This window comes from Halobacillus shinanisalinarum, assembly GCF_022919835.1.
Classification (GTDB): Bacteria; Bacillota; Bacilli; order Bacillales; family Halobacillaceae; genus Halobacillus_A; species Halobacillus_A shinanisalinarum.
In genome coordinates, this window is the sequence record NZ_CP095074.1 from 3975615 (window position 1) to 3998389 (window position 22775).

Sequence of the window (22775 nt, forward strand, 5' to 3'; positions counted from 1 at the left end):
TGCTTTCAGTTTTTTTATGGACTATAAGAAAAGGAACCTCTGCCGAATGCACGAGGTCCCTTTTTAGTGTAAGTATTTTTATGATTGATGCTCAGCTTCTTGTTTCTTATAACGTTTTGAATTATATTTTTCATCAAATTCTTTACCTTCTAATGACTTGTCCAATGTAAGCGGCTGTTTACAGTGCATACAGGCATCTACCCGGCCTAGCATTTTGGTGGGCTTTTCACATGATGGACAAACAATTTGGATGGTCCTCGTCGATAACATCCCAATCCAAAAATACACCACTGTACTTAGTCCGATGAATCCCATACCTAAAATCATAAAGATAGCCATCGCCCATGCTGTTTCTTTAAACAAAAGACCAATATACATAACACCAAAGCCGGCGAATATTAACCAAAAAGCAAAGGAACGAATTTTATTAATTTTACTGCTGTACTTTAAAGCCATCTTAAGTCCCTCCTACATACTCTACAGACGTAGTATAGCATATTTCCCCTATTAAAATATAATTCGAAAAAAGGATTTCACCAAAAAGTATCGAATAAAACAATGAACCAATTAATGATATGGGGGATAAATAATGGAAGATATACTGCGCCCGATTTATCAAGAAAGGGCGAGCCAGGCCAATACAATGGGAATTCTCATATTAGAAAAAAAGAAACCAAATAGTCCTGTAACAGATAATTTTGATGTCATCCTGTTTATAATTGTTAAGGACGCAAAAGATCCTTGGTATGTAAAGCATTACGAATTCGATGACCAATCCGCCGCCATGCATATTGTAGACGAAACCCTTTTGCAAAAGTGGATCGATACGAGCTCTTATCGAAGAGCAGTGGAGTGGGTAATCAATGGAACGGTGGTATTTGAACGCAATGACTATGTAACGGATTTAAAGGAACGCTTAAGATCTTTCCCTACACGAACAAGGGATTTAAAGAAAGCCATTGAGTTTGCTAAATTAATAAGGAGCTATAGTGAATCCAAAGATTTGTTTGAATCGGAACAATACCTTGACTCATTCAGTCGAATGGTTCACTCTCTTCATTATCTAGCTAGATTAGCTATTATTGAGAAAGGATTCCACCCAGAAGTTACCGTATGGAATCAGGTGAGAAGAATAGAACCTGAAGTATATAAGCTTTACCAAGAGCTCATTGAAAGTAAAGAGGAAACCAATAAAAGGGTTCAGTTGATGATTCTTGCTGTTGAACATGCAATTAGTGTAAGATCTCGAACAAGTGCTAAACACTTGCTTTTGCTAATAGATAGTAGGGAGGGAGCGTGGTCATTTGGTGAGCTTAAGATCCACCCAGAAATCCAAGAGTATGCGCTTGATCTGTCGTCTATGGTTGAGTACTTGGTAGATAAAGGGCTCATTGAAGTTGTACGACAGGAAACAAAAGGTGCAAATATTTATCATCGAATGTATCAAGCAGCTCCAATAAGCCAATCCTAAACTGGGAATGTTCACCCTTTCTTATCAAAGGTAAGAGAGGGTTTTTATTATGAATGAGTTTCCCTGACTGATTTCAATGGAGCTTTTTATAAATTTTTGATGAAATGTATTGACTCATATTTTATAAGCATGATATATTATTAAACGTCGCACAAAGCAAACGCGGCAGACGCACAGATTTAAGAAGAAATCATGGAAAAAGTTATTGACTTAACTTACTCACCATGATATATTAATTAGGTCGCTGTTTTGAAGCGGCGAACAACTTTTGATCTTTGAAAACTGAACGAACCAACCAGTACGTCAATTTATTCTTTCTATTAAATAGAGAGAATTTGAAACAAGCACATTCGGTGTGCAAATGAGCAAGTCAAACTTTAACTTTTATGGAGAGTTTGATCCTGGCTCAGGACGAACGCTGGCGGCGTGCCTAATACATGCAAGTCGAGCGCAGGAAGCAGGCGGATCCCCTTCGGGGGTGAAGCCTGTGGAATGAGCGGCGGACGGGTGAGTAACACGTGGGCAACCTGCCTGTAAGATCGGAATAACTCCGGGAAACCGGGGCTAATGCCGGGTAATCCTTTATCTCGCATGAGAGGAAGGTAAAAGATGGCTTCTAGCTATCACTTACAGATGGGCCCGCGGCGCATTAGCTAGTTGGTGAGGTAACGGCTCACCAAGGCGACGATGCGTAGCCGACCTGAGAGGGTGATCGGCCACACTGGGACTGAGACACGGCCCAGACTCCTACGGGAGGCAGCAGTAGGGAATCTTCCGCAATGGACGAAAGTCTGACGGAGCAACGCCGCGTGAACGATGAAGGTCTTCGGATCGTAAAGTTCTGTTGTTAGGGAAGAACATGTACCGTTCAAACAGGGCGGTACCTTGACGGTACCTAACGAGGAAGCCCCGGCTAACTACGTGCCAGCAGCCGCGGTAATACGTAGGGGGCAAGCGTTGTCCGGAATTATTGGGCGTAAAGCGCGCGCAGGCGGTTCCTTAAGTCTGATGTGAAAGCCCACGGCTCAACCGTGGAGGGTCATTGGAAACTGGGGAACTTGAGGACAGAAGAGGAGAGTGGAATTCCACGTGTAGCGGTGAAATGCGTAGATATGTGGAGGAACACCAGTGGCGAAGGCGACTCTCTGGTCTGTTTCTGACGCTGAGGTGCGAAAGCGTGGGTAGCAAACAGGATTAGATACCCTGGTAGTCCACGCCGTAAACGATGAGTGCTAGGTGTTAGGGGGCTTCCACCCCTTAGTGCTGAAGTTAACGCATTAAGCACTCCGCCTGGGGAGTACGGCCGCAAGGCTGAAACTCAAAGGAATTGACGGGGGCCCGCACAAGCGGTGGAGCATGTGGTTTAATTCGAAGCAACGCGAAGAACCTTACCAGGTCTTGACATCCTTGGATCGCCCTAGAGATAGGGTTTTCCCTTCGGGGACCAAGTGACAGGTGGTGCATGGTTGTCGTCAGCTCGTGTCGTGAGATGTTGGGTTAAGTCCCGCAACGAGCGCAACCCCTAATCTTAGTTGCCAGCATTCAGTTGGGCACTCTAAGGTGACTGCCGGTGACAAACCGGAGGAAGGCGGGGATGACGTCAAATCATCATGCCCCTTATGACCTGGGCTACACACGTGCTACAATGGATGGTACAAAGGGCAGCGAAGCCGCGAGGTGTAGCAAATCCCATAAAACCATTCTCAGTTCGGATTGCAGGCTGCAACTCGCCTGCATGAAGCCGGAATCGCTAGTAATCGCGGATCAGCATGCCGCGGTGAATACGTTCCCGGGCCTTGTACACACCGCCCGTCACACCACGAGAGTTGGCAACACCCGAAGTCGGTGAGGTAACACATTATGTGAGCCAGCCGCCGAAGGTGGGGCCAATGATTGGGGTGAAGTCGTAACAAGGTAGCCGTATCGGAAGGTGCGGCTGGATCACCTCCTTTCTAAGGACATATGCAAGGCGACCTCTTTCTCTTTCGAGAAAGTCGGGAAGCTGCCGCATACGGAAGACGTACCTGGTTGGTTGTTCAGTTTTGAGAGATCAAACGATCTTTCAATGTGAACCTTGAAAACTGGATAAGATAATCAGAACGTGACGATCCTCTTTAGATAGAGATCGACACGGGATGACAAGACATCAAACATCAATTTTTTAACGTCTTTTCACGACGACAATAGTTAAGTGAATAAGGGCGCACGGTGGATGCCTTGGTACTAGGAGCCGATGAAGGACGGGACTAACACCGATATGCTTTGGGAAGCCGTAAGTAGGCTGTGCACCGAAGATTTCCGAATGGGGGAACCCCCTGCTCGTAATGGAGCAGGATCCTTTACTGAATACATAGGTAAGGGAAGGCAGACCCGGGGAACTGAAACATCTCATTACCCGGAGGAAGAGAAAGCAAACGCGATTTCCCAAGTAGCGGCGAGCGAAACGGAAACAGCCCAAACCAGAAAGCTTGCTTTCTGGGTTGTAGGACACTCCTTTGGAGTTACAAAAAAAGAGGATAGATGAATCGATCTGGAACGATCAGCCAGAGCAGGTAAGAGCCCTGTAGTCGACATCTTCTTTTCTCCGGAGTGGATCCTGAGTACGGCGGAACACGAGGAATTCCGTCGGAATCCGGGAGGACCATCTCCCAAGGCTAAATACTCCCTAGTAACCGATAGTGAACCAGTACCGTGAGGGAAAGGTGAAAAGCACCCCGGAAGGGGAGTGAAAGAGATCCTGAAACCGTGCGCCTACAAGTAGTCGGAGCCCATTGATGGGTGACGGCGTGCCTTTTGTAGAATGAACCGGCGAGTTACGACCGTCTGCAAGGTTAAGCTAAAGCAGCGGAGCCGCAGCGAAAGCGAGTCTGAATAGGGCGAAGCAGTAGGCGGTCGTAGACCCGAAACCGTGTGATCTACCCATGTCCAGGGTGAAGGTCAGGTAACACTGACTGGAGGCCCGAACCCACGCAAGTTGAAAATTGCGGGGATGAGGTGTGGGTAGGGGTGAAATGCCAATCGAACACGGAGATAGCTGGTTCTCTCCGAAATAGCTTTAGGGCTAGCCTCAGAATAGAAAGTCTTGGAGGTAGAGCACTGATTGGACGAGGGGCCCCTACCGGGTTACCGAATTCAGTCAAACTCCGAATGCCAACGACTTTGTTCTGGGAGTCAGACCATGGGTGATAAGGTTCATGGTCGAAAGGGAAACAGCCCAGACCGCCAGCTAAGGTCCCCAAGTGTGTGTTAAGTGGAAAAGGATGTGGCGTTGCTTAGACAACCAGGATGTTGGCTTAGAAGCAGCCATCATTGAAAGAGTGCGTAATAGCTCACTGGTCGAGTGACGCTGCGCCGAAAATATACCGGGGCTAAACACACCACCGAAGCTGCGGATTGATCCTTAGGGATCAGTGGTAGGAGAGCGTTCTAAGGGCTGCGAAGTCAGACCGTAAGGACTGGTGGAGCGCTTAGAAGTGAGAATGCCGGTATGAGTAGCGAAAAAAGAGTGAGAATCTCTTTCACCGAAAGCCCAAGGTTTCCTGAGGAAGGCTCGTCCTCTCAGGGTTAGTCGGGACCTAAGCCGAGGCCGAAAGGCGTAGGCGATGGCCAACAGGTTGATATTCCTGTACCGCCTCCTTTCCGTTTGAACGACGGGGGGACGCAGGAGGATAAGGAGAGCGCACCACTGGATGTGTGCGTCCAAGCAGTGAGACGGTCGAGACAGGCAAATCCGCTCGGCAACGTCAAGCTGTGATGGGGAGGGAACTAGAGTACCGAAGCTCCTGATTTCACACTGCCAAGAAAATCCTCTAGTGAGGAAAGAGGCGCCCGTACCGCAAACCAACACAGGTAGGCGAGGAGAGAATCCTAAGGTGAGCGGGAGAACTCTCGTTAAGGAACTCGGCAAAATGACCCCGTAACTTCGGGAGAAGGGGTGCTCCTCTGCCGAGGAGCCGCAGTGAAAAGGCCCAAGCGACTGTTTACCAAAAACACAGGTCTCTGCGAAGCCGTAAGGCGAAGTATAGGGGCTGACACCTGCCCGGTGCTGGAAGGTTAAGGGGATGCGTTAGCGCTTGGCGCGAAGCGTTGAACCGAAGCCCCAGTAAACGGCGGCCGTAACTATAACGGTCCTAAGGTAGCGAAATTCCTTGTCGGGTAAGTTCCGACCCGCACGAAAGGTGCAACGACTTGGGCACTGTCTCAACGAGAGACCCGGTGAAATTATACTATGCGTGAAGATGCGCATTACCCGCGACAGGACGGAAAGACCCCGTGGAGCTTTACTGTAGCCTGATATTGAATGTTGGTACAGCTTGTACAGGATAGGTGGGAGCCTGAGAAGCCGGAGCGCTAGCTTCGGTGGAGGCGCTGGTGGGATACCACCCTGGCTGTACGGACATTCTAACCCAGGACCGTGATCCGGTTCGGAGACAGTGTCAGGTGGGCAGTTTGACTGGGGCGGTCGCCTCCTAAAGAGTAACGGAGGCGCCCAAAGGTTCCCTCAGAATGGTTGGAAATCATTCGCAGAGTGTAAAGGCACAAGGGAGCTTGACTGCGAGACCTACAAGTCGAGCAGGGACGAAAGTCGGGCTTAGTGATCCGGCGGTACCGTATGGAAGGGCCGTCGCTCAACGGATAAAAGCTACCCCGGGGATAACAGGCTTATCTCCCCCAAGAGTCCACATCGACGGGGAGGTTTGGCACCTCGATGTCGGCTCATCGCATCCTGGGGCTGTAGTCGGTCCCAAGGGTTGGGCTGTTCGCCCATTAAAGCGGTACGCGAGCTGGGTTCAGAACGTCGTGAGACAGTTCGGTCCCTATCCGTCGTGGGCGTTGGAAATCTGAAAGGAGCTGTCCTTAGTACGAGAGGACCGGGATGGACACACCGCTGGTGTACCAGTTGTTCCGCCAGGAGCATCGCTGGGTAGCTACGTGTGGACGGGATAAGTGCTGAAAGCATCTAAGCATGAAGCCCCCCTTGAGATGAGATTTCCCCTTACGCCAAGTAAGTAAGATTCCTCAGAGACGATGAGGTCGATAGGTCCGAGGTCGAAGCGTGGTGACACGTGAAGCTGACGGATACTAATCAATCGATGACTTATCTATATCAAAATTGAATCGTTTGGTCTTGCCTGTCTTATCCAGTTTTGAGGGTTTTCAAAAACTTCTACATAAACCCTTGATTTTTCTTTTAAAGAGCAATATAATATATCTTGTCCTTTAAAAAAGAGAATTAAGAGATCTGGTGGCGACGGCGAAGAGGTCACACCTGTTCCCATGCCGAACACAGTAGTTAAGCTCTTCAGCGCCGATGGTAGTCGGGTCGATCCCCGTGAGAGTAGGACGCTGCCAGGTTTCATTATTATTCCACCGTAGCTCAGTGGTAGAGCAATCGGCTGTTAACCGATCGGTCGTAGGTTCGAATCCTACCGGTGGAGCCATTACGGAGAGCTGTCCGAGCTGGCCGAAGGAGCACGATTGGAATTCGTGTAAACCGTTTTCGCGGTTTCGAGGGTTCGAATCCCTCGCTCTCCGCCATATCGAACATAACGAAAGTTTTCGATTGGCCCGTTGGTCAAGTGGTTAAGACACCGCCCTTTCACGGCGGTATCACGGGTTCGAATCCCGTACGGGTCACCAACTTCCCAAAGCTTATTAGTGAAAGTATTATTAAATATATCATTTTCTTAATACATTACATATCTAGTAAGTTATATAGCTGGAGGATTAGCTCAGCTGGGAGAGCACTTGCCTTACAAGCAAGGGGTCGCAGGTTCGAGCCCTGCATCCTCCACCATCTATTTTCTAGTGGAAATTCCACATTATCGCGGGGTAGAGCAGTCTGGTAGCTCGTCGGGCTCATAACCCGGAGGTCACAGGTTCAAATCCTGTCCCCGCAACCAAATTTGGTCCGGTAGTTCAGTTGGTTAGAATGCCTGCCTGTCACGCAGGAGGTCGCGGGTTCGAGTCCCGTCCGGACCGCCATGTTTACATATACACGTAAATCATTAGAAATCTGGCTCGGTAGCTCAGTCGGTAGAGCAACGGACTGAAAATCCGTGTGTCGGCGGTTCGATTCCGTCCCGAGCCACCTTTTTCCACTAGCCGGCCTAGCTCAACTGGTAGAGCAACTGATTTGTAATCAGTAGGTTGGGGGTTCAAGTCCTCTGGCCGGCACCATTTGGTCATTGTGATGGAGGGATAGCGAAGTTGGCCAAACGCGGCGGACTGTAAATCCGCTCCCATCGGGTTCGTAGGTTCGAGTCCTACTCCCTCCACCATTTATAGGGGTATAGTTTAATGGTAAAACTGCGGTCTCCAAAACCGCCAATGTGGGTTCAATTCCTACTACCCCTGCTTTTTACATTATGGCGGCTATGGCGAAGGGGTTAACGCACCGGATTGTGGTTCCGGCATGCGTGGGTTCAAATCCCACTAGTCGCCCCATTTTTAAATTAATCTGTTGGGCCATAGCCAAGCGGTAAGGCCACGGTTTTTGGTACCGTCATGCGCTGGTTCGAATCCAGCTGGCCCAGCCATCAGATGCGGGAGTAGTTCAGTGGTAGAACACCACCTTGCCAAGGTGGGGGTCGCGGGTTCGAATCCCGTCTCCCGCTCCATTTTATATTCATAACTAAGAGATGGTTAGCATAGGATGTAAAACGGCGGCATAGCCAAGCGGTAAGGCAGAGGACTGCAACTCCTCTATCACCGGTTCGATTCCGGTTGCCGCCTCCATGCCGGTGTGGCGGAATTGGCAGACGCGCACGACTCAAAATCGTGTTCCTCACGGAGTGTCGGTTCGAACCCGACCACCGGTATTATTTTATTTTCGTTAAGAGTAAGTCAATTAGTCTTGAATATACTGTAATATCAACGTTTCTCACATTGTGGGAAGCGTTTTTTTTGTTGTCTTTTTTAGCTAAAATACGTAGATTTTTAGTGTTTACCCATTGTCTCTAATCATGTGTATTAATCGTGCGAATAGCTCCGAAGGAAGGCAAGCTATGGCAAGACGTAAGAATAATCTTAATGACCGTGAAATATCCATTGTCCGAAAAAGTTCGAATTCATTCGTATGCAGAATCATTCAATGAAGCGATAATTTATTTAATGATATTGTGATTTATGTAATTAAGACCGTCCCAGTATTCTTTGATTTAGGGATAGCCTACATAAGAAAAAGGTATTGAGTTTTACAATTTATGTTAGAATATTAGTAATCATTATTTAACAAACGAAGTAGGTTAGCGTAAGGTTCAAGAATAGTATGGGAGGGTATAAAAATGGGGTTTAATGAAGTTTTAAGAAATAGGGAGAGGACTGATAAAAAAGCTAAGGAGGGGCGATTATATATCAGAAGCATTGAATTTGATACTGTCTTGGATACTTTGGATACCCCAATTGTTTCTCTTACCTTTTAAGTTGTTATTCAGAGGTATATCCTGGCTAACAAGTACAATAATTCAAAACTAATCATGAGATAAATGCAGTTTAATTCTCTAAAAAGTCCCTTTTTGACGTTGGACAGTGGGTGGGAATCTTACTACTCTGACAAATAGAAAGGGGATGAGTTGAATGAAACGCAATCAGTACACGATAGCGCTCAAACAACAAGTCTTCAAAGAAGCCGAAGAAACCGCGAATAAAAGCCTAGTCACTCGTCTTTATAAACTAAGCGCTAATATGGTAGATCATTGGTGCCAGGAGTTTCATAAAGGAAAACTTGGGGATGTGTCTCTTGATCAAGTAGATTCAATTGACACGAAACACCTGGCTGAAGAGATCGGTCATTTAAAGAAACTTCTGGGTGAGAAGGATCTTGAAATCGACGTTCTGGGGATCTCGTAAAAGAAAAGCCCTCATTCACGGAAAAAATTGAAGTAGCCGATTACTGGATCGCTCAGGGCTATGCCATGACGAAGGTTCTGAACATCGTTGGCATCAAGCGCTCCACCTACTACTACCAAAAGAATGCCAAGGTGGCGGTCAAGCAGTTCAAGGTTGGTTTGAAGTAGACATGACCCTTATGGTTGGAGACCAAAAGCCAAATGAGAATTTTAGAACGGATAGGGTGGTTCTAAAAATAGACGCACCATAATAGGTAGGAACCTCACACCAATCAATTAGCAACGATATAAAAGGTATTAAGTTGATTTAAATTAAGTATTATAAAGACAAGTAATTTTGCTTAGGAGAATCCTAAGCTTGTTCCGTTAAATCTGTTTTAAGTTTATCCTCAAATTCCTTACAAAGTTGTATATTTGATTTATCACTTTAAATCCCCAAATAATTACCTAACTTCCCTAAAAATTTCAACTAATTTATGGAAGTTCTTTTACTAGAACGAATGATTAATTTAAGGGATAGAGTGGAAGGCTATTTTAAAAAGGAGCCTTATTATGTTAGGGCTAATAATTGCGGTCTTTGTATTTAATTTTCTTGCATTTAGAACAAATAATCGTTTAACTAAAAATCAAGTTGTTCATATATGGATGTTTACCATAGCATTTCAAATAATTGTTGATATATATATTGATGCAAAGTATCAAGGATATTGGTACTTTTCTAAATCTATAGAGTGGCGATCAATCCCTGCATTACTTATATTGATCCCTCCCGTGAATATGATTTTTCTAAACTGGTACCCATTTGGACAATTAATGTATAAACGTATTTTTTACATTTTATTTTGGGTCATAGGAATTACATTTTACGAAGCCATCACCTTATTACCTGAACCGTGGGGATATTTTAATCATGGGTGGTGGAATTTGTGGTATTCAGTATTGGTTAATCCTTTCTTATTACTTATTGTTTTATATTACTATAAGTGGGTATGTAAAATTGAGAATGGCTAACTAATGACGGCCCATTATATATGGTATAGGGTTGAGTCAAAGTAAACATCTTTTCTCCGTTGAAGCAGTTATGAAGAACTCCTTGTTAATGATGTATTATATATATTTTACTGGATTAATTTACATGATTTTCTTTCAATGTTACGATTACGTTACAAGAAAAGCGAGGGGATTTTATGTTTGATACATTATTCAAGAAGATCATGTGGGGACTAGGAACGGTTGCGTTTTTAGTCCTTGGCGTGTTCGTTTACCTTATTGTTGCAAATGTAATTTTTCAACAGGAAGCGAGTAGCGATACAAACCAAACGAAAGGGGCGCAGGAAGAGGCGAAAGCTGGGGAGGTTTCAGCCAATACGATCGAACAAACACAAGCAACAGTTGGGAAGGAGAACAAAGATGTTGGCGAATTCGTTTCCACGACCCACGATTTTTATAATGACACAACAGGTTTTGGTGGAATTGGAAACTTAAGTTGGAACGATCAACGAGCGAAAGCGGAAATGGTTCTTAAAAAGGTTGAAGAGTTGCTGCCAAATGTGACTTCCGAAACCTTAAAAAGCGATTTACAAGAAATTGAAGGGCTTGCGAATTCAGTTCTTGAACGTGAAGATAAAGGTACAGTTAGAAACCTTCATCGTATGTTTCACGATCTTGATATAGCTTTAAATTCATATAATGGTTACGACAAGGTTTGGGACGTAACTGAAACGTTAAGAGGGGAATAACTCTCTTTTAGTAATGTTCTACATAGTGCTGATGAAGAGGGCAAAATGGAACAGTGGTTATCGCAATTTTAATTTTTTTTAAATAAAAAAGAACTGACGTTTACTTGACGTCAGTTCTTTTTTCGTTTTTCTTACCGATCCCTTTCTTCGGCACCTAATTCTTTCCCTAAAATTAAAATGGACTGGTTTATCCGCCATACATAGTAAAGATGATGAATGAGGTCCCCCTGGTTCTCGTTATGTCCTGGTGCGAAGCGTTCGATGTGCTTTCTCTCGTTATCCATGTTGTAGATCACACCGGCACCTTCACCAGTTTTAATCATATGGGTTAATGTTTCTATATTGTGGTTAAATTTATCTTCCATCGACGGAAAGACTTTCTCTAGTTCATCAGGATAAGTGAAGTTCTTTTGATAGGATGATGCGACTAAGTGTTTGGCATAATAGTTTATGGCTGTGAAAATGGTTATCCAGCGTGGGAGCTCCCGATGTCTTAGTGCCCCTGGACGCTGGAGGATCGGTTTTGATTCGTCTTTAATGGCTTGAACTTTTTCATCCATTTTAAAAGCGTGATCGGCTAGCTCTTTTATATCCATGGTTTCACGGAAGCTTCGAATATACTGGATAACGTATGAGTTAAGTTCATTAAGATAATCGGTAAAAGCCTCCGATACTTTTTCCTTCGTTTTTGTTGGAAAAATAACCGCGGAAATGGTTAAGGCGATCGCTGCACCAGCGATGGTATCAATGACACGGGCACTTAATAAGGAGAAGCTTATCCCTCCCAGCAAAAGGTCATACATAAAGGCGATAAGTAAGGTAATAAAGAGACTCATTAATGTGTACGAGACAGCAAATATATAAAAGGCTAAAAATATGACAACAAATAGAAGAATAATTTCCAATACGGAGTGTCCTGAAACGGCTTTAGCTAATACAAATCCAAGCATAGCCCCAATGACTGTGCCCACTGAACGTTGAAGGCCTTTCATGTAGGTTCGGCCAACGGACTCTGTCCCGAGCTGCACAATAAATGTTGTGAGCAGGACCCAGTAGGGCTGGACAGGTGAGATTAAATGACCAACAATGATCGCTATCGTTCCGGCAATTAGTGATTGATAGGCTTTTTTCGTTGATGGTTTTAACCCTTGATCTTCTTCTTTTTCTTCATTGTCTCCATCTTGGCTGCTATCTTCTTCCGTATTTTCCTTCGATTGTTGTCCTTTGTGTAAGGATTGTTGTATGGCTAGCGCACCGTTTGTCACATGTGTAGTGATCGATTCAATTCTACGTATGATGTAGAGCCATCTTCCAGGGTGTGAATCTTGCTTCGAAAATAGCTCATTGATCATCTGACGTAAAGAATCTGATGTTTTCTGGGCTTTCACCAAGTTTTCTTCCTCATAGTTTTGTGCTAGAACTTCTGATTCACGGAGAGAAGTAATCACCCTTATTAACAACTCTCTTAGTTCATCTGCCTCGAATGCATCATCTTTCTTTAATTGGTGCAAGGATTCAGCTAACGTCGCAACCAGCATTGCCGTATCAAACACGTATAGCCTTAGCTGTGATGTCGTGAGGCCTGGCCAAATTCCTTTTACATCTTGAGCGTTTAAATCTGTTGCGACGTTACTTGCATACTCTCTGAGCTTGCTCACATTATACTGAAGTTTTTTAATCCGCGGGTCGCTTGTTTCTGGATCTTGAATCGTTTCAATCAGTAATTCGAATGTCAGGTTTGCTTGGATATGAAAGGAACGCATACTTCTTTTTAACAGCTGGGCAGAGTCTTTGAAGATAATAAAATTATATAGGTATGCGAAAGCTACACCTAAGGCAATGCCCATGTAAAACCACGGTAACTGACTAGGGGAAAGCCCTAAAAAGGAAGAAAAATAAACAGTCATAAATCCGATCATACCGAGTGAAAAATAACGGCTCCCAAATCGTGAAAAATAAAATGCACTAAATATAATAAGGATCATCAAACCTGAGACAAGATAGACATTCCACGCTAATAACGATCCTGCTGTCACTCCAAAACTTGCAGATATCCCCAGTAGCAGCGTAGTTATTTTCTTTTTCTTCCTTGTATCATCCATCACAGTCATAATTCCAAGCATGCCTGTGATACCAGCGACAATAGCTGGGGTTAAGGGAGGTTGTCCTAACATACGTAGAATGAGGATTACTGATGATACGGAAGAAATCAAACTAATGACGGCTTTGCCAGCTTGATTCAATCGTTTTCGCCCGGGGTCTGAGGCGAGTAGTCGAGTGACCCAATAATTCTTAAATTGTAATTGCTTCAATGCTTCATCAACCTTTTCTAAAATATCGCATATTATATACTCTTCTTATCGTAAGTTTCCTTCCCAATCAATTCAACTGTTTTATTTTAAAAAGCTGTGATAAATACCTGTTCCTAATAAGTACACCGTTATCAAGGTAAATACGATAAGCAAAATGATGAATTGTTTTTTTGACAATGAAACGACTAAAGCATTATTCGGATCAAATATATAGCTCCCCAAATATAGTCCCACGATAAAAAGCATAACGACTCCGAGCACTAGATTTATCACTATTCTGATCCCCCTTATAGGATTTAATTCTCTAGATGGTAAAAAAGGTCTTAATGATTTTTGCTGTCCTCGTATAAAAAGGGAGCATGCTTACTATACTAGTAATATAGTAAGACAATAGAATAAATGAATGATATTATTCGACAAAAACCGATTATTTCGTGTTGCATACGCTGTGTATGGTTGTTATAATAAAAAATACGATTTCGAAATCAAATGCGGGTGTAGTTTAGTGGTAAAACCTCAGCCACGAGCATAACTTCCCCGAATTCACTGCGAGTTGCCTCGACGGATCTTACTTCCCAGAATAATCTTTTAGAGGAAGAGGCATGACCAAACGCAGCTAATGAAACCCTATTATGCGGGTGTAGTTTAGTGGTAAAACCTCAGCCTTCCAAGCTGATGATGAGGGTTCGATTCCCTTCACCCGCTCCATAACTGCCTATAAGGTAGTATGCCATTATTTTTATACAATGTGAACCAACGCAGTGTTTCGTTTATTCAAGTAACGAAGCATTGCGTTTTTTATTGAAGGCTAAAGGATACATAGAGGATAGAGGAGTGGTGTTCTATGAAAAAGTTAAAAAATCTGCTGCAGCAAATAGATGGTAAGAGCTACAAAGGTTATAAGCAAATGCAAGGACGATACTTTTTCCCATCGTATGAATTGCTCATTGATTATGTTCAAGGGGATCCTTTTGCGGCCCCTTCGAAAATACGGGTACGCATTCCTAATAAAACGCGTACGATTGATCAGGAATGGACATCAACGAACAAGCGAAAGGTGTTTGCTGAAGATGTGATGACAAGGAAGGTGTCAAATGTTATTCAGCATTCAAATCCCAATGTGCATGGTTCAGGAAAGAGCGGCCTTGTTGCCATTGATCGTCCTGGTCAGGAGATCTTGGAACGTACGGCGGCTGTTTTTGAAAATGGGTATACGACCGTGTGTTTAACAGTTGGTCTGCCAGCGAATGGGCGGAGGATCAATGGGAAACAGGCGGACAAGCTGTTTTTTCAAGTGTTACCTGAAATTATACAAAAGTCTGTTCTAAGTATAACGGATAAAGAGATAGACGAAGCGGTGAAATTAGCTGATCAGCATGAAGCGATTTTGGACAAAATGAAAGAAGAAGGGTTTATATCATTTATTGCGGATGGCGCTACTTTGCCGCGGGCGAGTGGGGTAAGCGATCAACCAATGAAGAATGCTGTTGCTTTTCAAAGCCCTGAAGCAAACAGGGTCGCAATTAAACTGCCGCATCGAGAGGAGCCATTGACAGGGATGGCGATCCGTAAGGGGATTGCTCTGATTGTCGGTGGCGGTTATCATGGTAAAAGTACCTTACTCAAAGCCATTGAGCGAGGAGTGTATCCCCATATTAGTGGCGATGGTCGGGAGTATGTCGTTACAGACCCTCAGGCAGTCAAAGTAAGAGCGGAAGATGGCCGTCAAGTTACGAATGTAGACATTTCTCCTTTTATTAAAAATCTGCCTCATGGGGTCGATACGACGCAATTTTCAACGGAGAATGCCAGTGGCAGTACATCACAAGCTGCCAATGTCATTGAAGCAATCGAGGCTGGTGCACAAACGTTACTCATTGATGAAGATACGAGTGCAACCAACTTTATGATTCGTGATGAGCGCATGCAGGAACTTGTTGTCAGCGAGAAGGAACCGATTACCCCGTTTATTGATAAAATCACACAGATGCGCAATGAGCTAGATGTATCTACCATATTAGTTATGGGTGGATCTGGTGACTACTTTCATGCGGCTGATGAAGTGATTATGATGGATCAATATGTCCCGTATCATGTGACAGAACAGGCAAAACAAATCGCTGCAAAATATCCGAGTAAGCGTCAACCTTTAGAGGAATCGTTTGGTACATTGCCTGTACGATCATTTGAGTCTCAATCGATTCAGGCAAGAAAAGGGAAAAAAGAAAAGGTGCAAGCGAAAGGAAGGACACTCATTTTAATGGGGAGGACGGAGCTGTCACTCGATGCGGTTGAACAACTTGTCGATCCTTCGCAAACCAACTTGATTGCCGATCTTTTGTTACATTTAAGTAAAAGAGGATGGCTAGATCAAAATCATTCGGTAAAAGAGTTGCTTGATAAAATTGATCAACAACTGGAAGGGGAAGGTCTAGCATCAGTTGCTCCCTTTAAGGATCAGCATCCAGGGGAACTTGCCCGTCCTAGACGATTTGAAATTGCGGCAGCTTTAAATCGATTGCGTACTGCAAAAGTGAGTGATTTGAGATAAATAATAGCAGCTTATGCTGTATAGGCGCTGAAGTTAAAACATTCAAAGGAGGTAGTCAAGGTGGGCGATCACACATTCAAAGAAGAAGTCATTGCATACAGTAAAGAAATTGGCATAGACAAAATCGGTTTTGCCTCTGTTGATGTATTTGGAGAACTGAAAGCAAGATTGAAGAGACAACAAGACCTTGGCTATCAATCTGGATTTGAAAAGGGCAGTCTGGAGGAGCGTACAGAGCCGAACCGCACGCTCCCTGGGGCCCAGTCGATAATATCCATAGCCCTAGCCTATCCTTCAAAAATGCACGATGCCCCACGTAGTGTGAAAGGTAAACGGCGTGGGATTTTTTGCCGTGCCTCCTGGGGACGGGATTATCATGATGTGCTTAGGGATCGTTTGCAAAAATTAGGTGCATTTATTAAGGAACGTTTTCCAGAAGCTGAGTTATCCTCGATGGTCGATACAGGGGAACTATCAGATCGTGCCGTTGCTGAACGCGCAGGGATTGGTTTTAGCGGGAAAAACAGTGCGATTATTACACCAGAATTTGGCTCTTATGTTTATTTAGGGGAAATGGTAACGAACATTCCTTTTGAGCCGGATGAACCGGTTGATGATTCTTGCGGGGATTGCAATATATGTGTAGATGCCTGTCCGACAGATGCGCTTGTTCAGGGTGGGCAACTTAATGCGCAGCGATGTATCGCTTTTTTGACCCAGACGAAAGACTTTCTGCCTGATGAATTTAGAACTAAAATTGGCAATCGCCTTTACGGCTGTGATACGTGTCAGACAGTTTGCCCTAAAAATAGGAAGAAAGATTTCCATAACCACGAGGAGTTTGAACCGGATCCTGAAGTAGCTAAGCCAAAGTTGATTCCTTTGTTGTCCATGTCAAACCGTGAGTTCAAAGAGAAATTCGGTTCTGCGTCTGGATCCTGGCGTGGGAAGAAACCGATTCAACGCAATGCAATCCTTGCTTTAGCCCATTATAAGGATGAAACATCAATTGATGAATTGATTCGCTTGATGAAAAACGATCCCAGGCCTGTGATTAGAGGAACAGCAGCCTATGGACTTGGGAAAATTGGAACTACAGCTTGTTACGCTGCTATCGAAAAGGCTCAAACAATGGAAGATAATGACGAAGTACTTTTTGAAATGAATAAGGGCCTGCAATTTCAATATCAATGATATAGTATACCTTTTCATAAGAAGATAGATTATTGTATAATAGAAAAAAATGTTAGTAAGGGGACTATCTATGAATCATCCATCTTATCTGTATTATGACGTATTCGACTCCCCTGTGGGTCCGATAACCGTGTTGGCTGATGATAAAGGGGTAAACAGGATTGATTATGGAGAGTACGAGAATCGGATAACATTTTACCAAGCCTGGAGAAAAAAACACTTTCTAAAAGGTGAGTTCAAACAAGACACGGAACACCAGTATGTAAAACAGGCAAGGACGGAAATTAACGAATACTTTAGTGGTGATCGGAAAGAGTTTTCACTGCCGCTAAATTGTTACGGTACAGCATTTCAACGAAGTGTCTGGAGAGCGCTGCTTCATACCATTCCATTAGGTGAGATAAAGTCCTATAAGGAAGTGGCAGAGGCCCTTCTGGCTCCTAAATCTGTACGTGCAGTAGGCGGGGCCGTTAACAAAAATCCTTTTTCAATCGTTGTACCGTGCCACCGAGTGATCGGGAGCAACGGAAAATTAGTAGGTTATGCAGGTGGATTAGATAAAAAGCAAAAGCTGCTTGAGTGGGAAGGGAATCCGCAGCTTATGCAAGCCAAATAATGATTTCACAAAAGGATGCGCCTGGCGCATCCTTTTGTGTGAGCGATGCCGATAAAAGAGAGTAAGCGCACGAAAACCATGATCCAAGCATTCATGCTTATGATCATGGTTTTATTTCTCGCTCATAGGATAGAAAAAAGGAGCGATGTGAATGGAGGCTATAAAAAAGTATTGGGAAGATATTATGGAGAGATTGATGGAGCAGCAAGATGAGCCATGGCTAGAACGGAAGGTGCAAAAGTTACATGAACGAGGGCAAGTTGTTAAACGAGCGACATTTCATTTGAAGCCTTATCATAAAGTGCATTACGAGGCAACAAGGGATGTTTCTTATATGCTTGCCCTCTCTCTTTTGATAAAGGACCGGAAGAAGTATTACTTGGAAGAAGGTGTCTACCATTGTAAGGCATTAGTAGGCGAAGGAGAATTAGTAGAGCAGCATACTGAAACTGAAAAGAGTACAGGTGGGAGTGAGCATCTGGCCACTGCGTTTACTGATAAAGAATCAAGTCAACGTGTCCCATTTGAATACGATAGGAGAGCGGCTGTACAGTATGCTGAGCGATGGTGGGACAGTTACAATCCTGCTTATAAACACTTCGAGGTAGACTGTACCAACTATATATCACAATGCTTGCGAGCAGGTGGTGCACCGATGTGGGGCCAGCCTAACCGTGGCAAGGGTTGGTGGTATTCTAGTAATAACTGGAGTTACAGCTGGGCTGTTGCCCATTCCCTTCGCTGGTACTTGAGCGGAGCAAGGCAAGGGTTAACGGCTAAAGAAGTAACCGACGCATCCCTTTTATCTCCCGGCGATGTCATTTGTTATGATTTTCAAGGGACGGGTCGTTTTGATCATAATACGATTGTTGTGAAGATGAACAGCCAAGGTCTTCCTCTAGTGAATGCTCATACAACGAATAGTCGCCAACGATTTTGGGATTATCATGACTCTACAGCTTACACTCCATCTATTCAGTATAAATTTTTTAAGATAGGAGCGGAATGAATATGGTATAATGGTCAGGTTGATTCTGCATACATTGAGGTGAACAAATTGGCTAATCATATCGTATTATTTCAGCCCGAGATTCCTGCAAATACAGGCAATATTGCTCGCACATGCTTAGCTACCGATACACAGCTGCATTTAATTCGTCCGCTAGGCTTCTCAACTGACGATAAAATGTTGAGGAGAGCCGGTCTTGATTATTGGCATGATGTGAAGATCCATTATTACGATTCCATTGAAGAGCTTTACGAGACATTTCCACATGGTCAATATTATTATATTGAAAATTTTGGAACTCGATCGTATGCTGATTTTGATTTTAGTGATGTGGAGGAAGAGTGGTTTTTTGTTTTTGGCAGGGAAACGGATGGCATTCCTACTGAACTGCTCGAAGGCTTGGAGGATCGCTGCCTGCGGATTCCTATGACGAACAAGGTTCGCTCATTAAACTTGGCAAATACTGCTTCGATTATCTTATTCAACGCGTTGAAGCAGCAGAGTTTTCCTGATTTAATAAAATAAAGTCGTTAAAAAAATCGCATCCCAAAACTGGGGTGCGATTTTATACGTTGACTATTTTTTAGGTCTACCTGCTTTTGTATCGTACCCTGCAGCGAAGATTGATACTAAATAAGTGATCGTCACTAGGATAATTAGAGTTAATTTCATGTATTGTGTCCTCCTTTAAGTCTATACAGACAAGCATGCTGATGTTATTATACCCCATTTGTTGTCCAATGTGAATCGCTTGCATTAGGAATTATCCTAACAAATTAGAAATATATAAGGTAAGTGCCTATACAGTAGGGTTTTTCCCTACATAGGCTGAAATGTAGGTGAATAACCAAGGTTTAAAATGGAGGAATATAAATGGATCCGTATTATCACAATCCCTATCAGTATGGTTATCATGACGAGGAAAATGCGCGAATTGCTGATCAGCAATCATTTGGATACGGCTATGAGGGAAATAGGTTCTTTGGGGCCCGTTTGCAGGAGGGTTTCTTGGAGGATTATTAGGTAGCGTTATTGTACCAGATGGAGGCTATGGTGGTTATGGCCCTGGTCCTAGGCCTGGATATGGCCCCTATGGTCCAGGTTATGGCCCAGGGTTTAGTCCAGGGTATGGTTACGGGGGAGGCTATGGATATCGCCCGCCATACGGACGTCCGCCTTATTATTATGGTTCGCCCTGGTAAAAAAGTTATTTGCAATAGCCGTCGACTAGGCGGCTATTTTCTTAGTTTATGCTATAATTTATCTATATTAAAAGTCCAACTATTCAGGATTCGAAAATACTTTTTAAAAGGAGCGTAGGTATTGTGGAAGCTGTAAAGATGGCATTCTTGTTAGGAATCCTTTGTTTATTCTTAGCCGCGTGTGGCAGTGTGGAAGGGGAGAAGGGCCAAACGAAAGATCCGATAACGGTTACGCTTGAGAAAAAAATGGACAAAGATAAACCATCAGACAAAGTAATGAAAGTTGAAGCGGGAGAGGATAAAGATGCTTCGACAACAAAGGAAAATGATGAAGAACAGGTTGAAAAGGATCAGGTGACAGATAAAGAAGTTGAACGAGAGGCAAGAGAAGAAATTGTTTTGAAAGATACGGAAGAGGTTGATATTCCAAACTCTTCTGAACCAACCTATTCATCTAATCAAACCGGAAATACATATAATGAAAGTGACCAGCCTAGCTATAATCCTCCATCACACAGTTATTCAGGTGAAAGTTCATACACATGGGACCCAGAGAGGAGTTCGTCGTCAAATACGTCAAACATAGATACATCAGAAACACAGCTCCAGGAAAAGGAAAAAGACAAAACTCCTGATAGTAGCACGGCTGAGAAAGAAGAGGAAGTTAACAAAGAAGATGAAAAAGTAACAAATGATGTTCCTGATCCTAATGCTGAAAAACCGGAACAACCAACCGATCCAACAGAGGGAGATCAAGGCAGCGACGAAGAAACAAAGGATAAGGAGCAGGATGGGACACCGGAGGACGGTAGTACATCAGAGGATGATCAAACAGGTCAGAAAGAACCAGGAAATAAGGAAGCAGATGGAGAAGAATCAACGGACGGTAAACAACCAACTGATGACGAAGATCAGTAACTTCCATTAAAAAAGTCGCCTTCTAGGCGACTTTTTCCATATTAAAATTTGGTACTATTTAATGTTTCCCCTTGAGATTCGTAGCCTTGCATGTACTTAATCCGACGCTGTGCGGAAGTTTCATTAACTTGCTCATCGGCATGGTAAGAGGAACGAACCATCGGACCAGCTTCACAATGTTTAAAGCCTTTTTCCATTGCGATTTTTCTTAACTCCTCAAATTCATCAGGGTGATAATAGCGTTCTACATTTAAATGCTTCTTCGTTGGTTGTAAGTATTGACCAATTGTCATTATGTCTACATTATGTGCAAGAAGGTCGTCCATAGCTTGAATAATTTCCTCTTTCGTTTCACCTAGACCGACCATGAGACTTGATTTCGTTGGTGTATCTGGACGGATTTCTTTCACTCGGCGCAACAGCTCAAGAGAGCGGTCATACATGGCACGAGCACGTACCTTTTTCGTTAGTCGACGGACAGTTTCAATATTGTGGTTGAAAATGTCAGGCTCGCCACCCATCAATGTATGAAGGCTTTCGTAATCCCCTTTCATATCCGAAGGGAGAATTTCGACGGTACAGCCAGGAACTTTACGGCGAATAGCTTTCACAGTTTCACCGAACACAGCTGCACCGCCATCTTTCAAATCATCACGTGCTACCGCAGTAACAACGACGTGTTTGAGACCCATAATTTCAACAGATTCAGCAACGCGCTCTGGCTCACCCCAGTCTAATTCATTAGGAAGGCCTGTCTTAACGGCACAAAAGCGGCAGCCGCGTGTGCATGTATCCCCTAGAATCATAAACGTGGCGGTTTTTCTTTCACTCCAGCATTCGTGAATGTTTGGACAGCGTGCTTCCTCACATACGGTGTTCAGTTTTTTCTCACGCATGAGTTTCTTTAACCCTGTGTAAGATTTATTTGTGTTGATTTTAATCTTCAGCCAGTCAGGTTTTCTGACGTGCTCCTCTTTTTTGGCCATAGTTTGATCCGCTCCCTTTTTTAACGTGAGTAATTCCACTCATCATTGGTATATCGTTCTTCAGCAATTTTGTGTACTTCTGACCATTGCTCTTCATTTAATGTGAAGGGCTTTAAATTTAGATCTAATCCTTGTTCAAATCCTTTTTTAAAAGCAGACTTCACCTCATCAAACGACTTGGGTTCAGATAGCAGACTGTTAATGGAACTTGCTTTGTCACCAAAAGCTTTCCGTGCCCTTGCCTTGATTCGGTCATTTTTGTAGATAAACATGTCAAACAATTTGGTTTCATCGACATCGATAGGAATGGATCCGTGTTGGAGGATGATTCCTTTTTTCCTTGTCTGGGCGCTGCCGGCTGTCTTTTTTCCATTGACGATCAGCTCGTACCAGGAAGGTTCTTCAAAGCATACAGCGGAACCAGTTGTGTCGAGTTTCCCCTCAGGGATGGCAAATTCAGCTTTAATATCTAATTCTCTAAATCCTTCAAACAATCCTTTGGAAATAATAAGGTAGGCTTCTTTGACAGAAGCCGGCATTTGCGGGTGTTGCTCTGAGACGATGACACTGTAGGTTAACTCATTGTCATGAAGTACGGCGCGTCCGCCGGTTTGTCTGCGAACGAGTTCGTAACCGTGCCTTTTAACACCTTCTATATCAATTTTTCCATTAACTTTTTGGAAATAACCGACAGATAGACCGGCTGGTTTCCATCCGTAAAAACGAAGGACAGGCGGTATTTTTCCTTCACGATGCCAATTCATCAGAGCTTCATCCATGGCCATGTTCAAGGCAGGTGACAGATGATTAGAATCGACAAAGTACCATGTTTCCATCATGTTCGCCTTCTTTCCTATAAGAGGATGTTCAAAGAGTCACCCAATGATATACGGCGAATTTCTTCGTTGCTCGGTTTTTCCGATCCCC

18 protein-coding genes, 16 tRNA genes and 3 rRNA genes are annotated in these 22775 nt (G+C 43.8%); 32 read left to right on the forward strand and 5 right to left on the reverse strand.

The features are described 5' to 3' along the window. Positions 1–78: 78 nt before the first annotated feature. Positions 79–456, reverse strand: a complete 378-nt coding sequence (locus tag MUO14_RS19650) for a YgzB family protein (protein ID WP_244752243.1) — start codon at positions 454–456, stop codon at positions 79–81. 133 nt (positions 457–589) lie between these two features. On the opposite strand from MUO14_RS19650, the gene MUO14_RS19655 reads away from it, so the two are divergent. The 23 genes from MUO14_RS19655 (at position 590) to MUO14_RS19765 (ending at position 11060) form a co-directional block, all read left to right on the forward strand. After that, positions 590–1471 (forward strand): nucleotidyltransferase-like protein, encoded by an 882-nt coding sequence (locus tag MUO14_RS19655; RefSeq protein ID WP_244752244.1) that lies wholly within the window; start codon positions 590–592, stop codon positions 1469–1471. A gap of 383 nt (positions 1472–1854) precedes the next feature. Continuing rightward, positions 1855–3423, forward strand: a 16S ribosomal RNA gene (locus MUO14_RS19660). 233 nt (positions 3424–3656) lie between these two features. Further along, positions 3657–6577 (forward strand): 23S ribosomal RNA (locus MUO14_RS19665). 135 nt (positions 6578–6712) lie between these two features. Continuing rightward, positions 6713–6826 (forward strand): 5S ribosomal RNA (gene rrf, locus MUO14_RS19670). The 16S, 23S and 5S rRNA genes sit together here with 15 tRNA genes alongside, the layout of an rRNA operon. Positions 6827–6837: 11 nt before the next feature. Further along, positions 6838–6912, forward strand: a tRNA-Asn gene (locus tag MUO14_RS19675). Between the two features lie 4 nt (positions 6913–6916). After that, a tRNA-Ser gene (locus MUO14_RS19680) sits at positions 6917–7009 on the forward strand. 27 nt (positions 7010–7036) lie between these two features. After that, positions 7037–7111 (forward strand) — tRNA-Glu (locus tag MUO14_RS19685). Positions 7112–7192: 81 nt separating this feature from the next. Then, positions 7193–7268 (forward strand) — tRNA-Val (locus tag MUO14_RS19690). Between the two features lie 29 nt (positions 7269–7297). Beyond that, positions 7298–7374: transfer RNA gene (locus MUO14_RS19695), tRNA-Met, on the forward strand. A 5-nt stretch (positions 7375–7379) separates the two neighbouring features. Then, positions 7380–7456: transfer RNA gene (locus tag MUO14_RS19700), tRNA-Asp, on the forward strand. A gap of 33 nt (positions 7457–7489) precedes the next feature. Beyond that, positions 7490–7562, forward strand: a tRNA-Phe gene (locus tag MUO14_RS19705). A gap of 13 nt (positions 7563–7575) precedes the next feature. Further along, a tRNA-Thr gene (locus MUO14_RS19710) sits at positions 7576–7651 on the forward strand. A 15-nt stretch (positions 7652–7666) separates the two neighbouring features. Further along, positions 7667–7752, forward strand: a tRNA-Tyr gene (locus MUO14_RS19715). Positions 7753–7757: 5 nt separating this feature from the next. Then, positions 7758–7828, forward strand: a tRNA-Trp gene (locus MUO14_RS19720). A 14-nt stretch (positions 7829–7842) separates the two neighbouring features. Further along, positions 7843–7918, forward strand: a tRNA-His gene (locus MUO14_RS19725). Between the two features lie 17 nt (positions 7919–7935). Then, a tRNA-Gln gene (locus tag MUO14_RS19730) sits at positions 7936–8010 on the forward strand. 6 nt (positions 8011–8016) lie between these two features. Further along, a tRNA-Gly gene (locus MUO14_RS19735) sits at positions 8017–8091 on the forward strand. Between the two features lie 44 nt (positions 8092–8135). Then, a tRNA-Cys gene (locus MUO14_RS19740) sits at positions 8136–8209 on the forward strand. A 1-nt stretch (position 8210) separates the two neighbouring features. Continuing rightward, positions 8211–8292: transfer RNA gene (locus tag MUO14_RS19745), tRNA-Leu, on the forward strand. Positions 8293–8757: 465 nt separating this feature from the next. Beyond that, positions 8758–8895, forward strand: a complete 138-nt coding sequence (locus MUO14_RS19750; protein WP_244752245.1) for a hypothetical protein — start codon at positions 8758–8760, stop codon at positions 8893–8895. A gap of 154 nt (positions 8896–9049) precedes the next feature. Further along, complete coding sequence (locus tag MUO14_RS19755) at positions 9050–9322, forward strand: helix-turn-helix domain-containing protein (protein ID WP_244752246.1); 273 nt, start codon at positions 9050–9052, stop codon at positions 9320–9322. 551 nt (positions 9323–9873) lie between these two features. Beyond that, a complete protein-coding gene (locus MUO14_RS19760) occupies positions 9874–10332 on the forward strand; it encodes a hypothetical protein (RefSeq protein ID WP_244752247.1) in 459 nt (152 codons plus the stop codon). A gap of 176 nt (positions 10333–10508) precedes the next feature. Continuing rightward, positions 10509–11060: a hypothetical protein gene (locus tag MUO14_RS19765; protein WP_244752248.1), complete on the forward strand. Its 552-nt coding sequence runs from the start codon at positions 10509–10511 to the stop codon at positions 11058–11060. 131 nt (positions 11061–11191) lie between these two features. Here the strand turns inward: MUO14_RS19765 and MUO14_RS19770 are convergent, their stop codons facing one another. Both MUO14_RS19770 and MUO14_RS19775 read right to left on the reverse strand, forming a co-directional pair. Beyond that, the gene (locus tag MUO14_RS19770) at positions 11192–13372 is read right to left on the reverse strand and encodes an FUSC family protein (RefSeq protein WP_244752249.1); all 2181 of its coding nucleotides are present in this window, start codon (positions 13370–13372) and stop codon (positions 11192–11194) included. A gap of 81 nt (positions 13373–13453) precedes the next feature. Then, the gene (locus MUO14_RS19775) at positions 13454–13645 is read right to left on the reverse strand and encodes a hypothetical protein (RefSeq protein WP_244752250.1); all 192 of its coding nucleotides are present in this window, start codon (positions 13643–13645) and stop codon (positions 13454–13456) included. Positions 13646–14006: 361 nt separating this feature from the next. Here MUO14_RS19775 and MUO14_RS19780 point away from each other — a divergent pair. The 9 genes from MUO14_RS19780 (at position 14007) to MUO14_RS19820 (ending at position 20862) form a co-directional block, all read left to right on the forward strand. After that, positions 14007–14080: transfer RNA gene (locus MUO14_RS19780), tRNA-Gly, on the forward strand. 136 nt (positions 14081–14216) lie between these two features. Continuing rightward, on the forward strand, positions 14217–15923 hold the full coding sequence (locus MUO14_RS19785) for an ABC-ATPase domain-containing protein (RefSeq protein WP_244752251.1): 1707 nt from the start codon (positions 14217–14219) through the stop codon (positions 15921–15923). A gap of 60 nt (positions 15924–15983) precedes the next feature. Further along, on the forward strand, positions 15984–17117 hold the full coding sequence (gene queG / locus MUO14_RS19790; protein ID WP_244752252.1) for a tRNA epoxyqueuosine(34) reductase QueG: 1134 nt from the start codon (positions 15984–15986) through the stop codon (positions 17115–17117). A 70-nt stretch (positions 17118–17187) separates the two neighbouring features. Beyond that, positions 17188–17733: a methylated-DNA--[protein]-cysteine S-methyltransferase gene (locus MUO14_RS19795; RefSeq protein WP_244752253.1), complete on the forward strand. Its 546-nt coding sequence runs from the start codon at positions 17188–17190 to the stop codon at positions 17731–17733. A 151-nt stretch (positions 17734–17884) separates the two neighbouring features. Continuing rightward, a complete protein-coding gene (locus MUO14_RS19800; RefSeq protein ID WP_244752254.1) occupies positions 17885–18742 on the forward strand; it encodes an amidase domain-containing protein in 858 nt (285 codons plus the stop codon). Between the two features lie 48 nt (positions 18743–18790). After that, complete coding sequence (trmL, locus tag MUO14_RS19805) at positions 18791–19267, forward strand: tRNA (uridine(34)/cytosine(34)/5-carboxymethylaminomethyluridine(34)-2'-O)-methyltransferase TrmL (protein ID WP_244752255.1); 477 nt, start codon at positions 18791–18793, stop codon at positions 19265–19267. Between the two features lie 348 nt (positions 19268–19615). Further along, on the forward strand, positions 19616–19765 hold the full coding sequence (locus MUO14_RS19810) for a hypothetical protein (RefSeq protein ID WP_244752256.1): 150 nt from the start codon (positions 19616–19618) through the stop codon (positions 19763–19765). Between the two features lie 36 nt (positions 19766–19801). Continuing rightward, entirely contained in the window at positions 19802–20062 is a 261-nt protein-coding gene (locus tag MUO14_RS19815) for a hypothetical protein (protein ID WP_244752257.1), read from the forward strand. Positions 20063–20067: 5 nt separating this feature from the next. Then, positions 20068–20862 (forward strand): hypothetical protein, encoded by a 795-nt coding sequence (locus MUO14_RS19820; protein WP_244752258.1) that lies wholly within the window; start codon positions 20068–20070, stop codon positions 20860–20862. A gap of 41 nt (positions 20863–20903) precedes the next feature. Here the strand turns inward: MUO14_RS19820 and lipA are convergent, their stop codons facing one another. Together lipA and MUO14_RS19830 are read right to left on the reverse strand one after the other, a co-directional pair. Next, on the reverse strand, positions 20904–21848 hold the full coding sequence (gene lipA / locus MUO14_RS19825) for a lipoyl synthase (RefSeq protein WP_244752259.1): 945 nt from the start codon (positions 21846–21848) through the stop codon (positions 20904–20906). A gap of 20 nt (positions 21849–21868) precedes the next feature. Beyond that, positions 21869–22684, reverse strand: a complete 816-nt coding sequence (locus MUO14_RS19830; RefSeq protein ID WP_244755693.1) for a lipoate--protein ligase family protein — start codon at positions 22682–22684, stop codon at positions 21869–21871. Between the last annotated feature and the right edge of the window lie 91 nt (positions 22685–22775).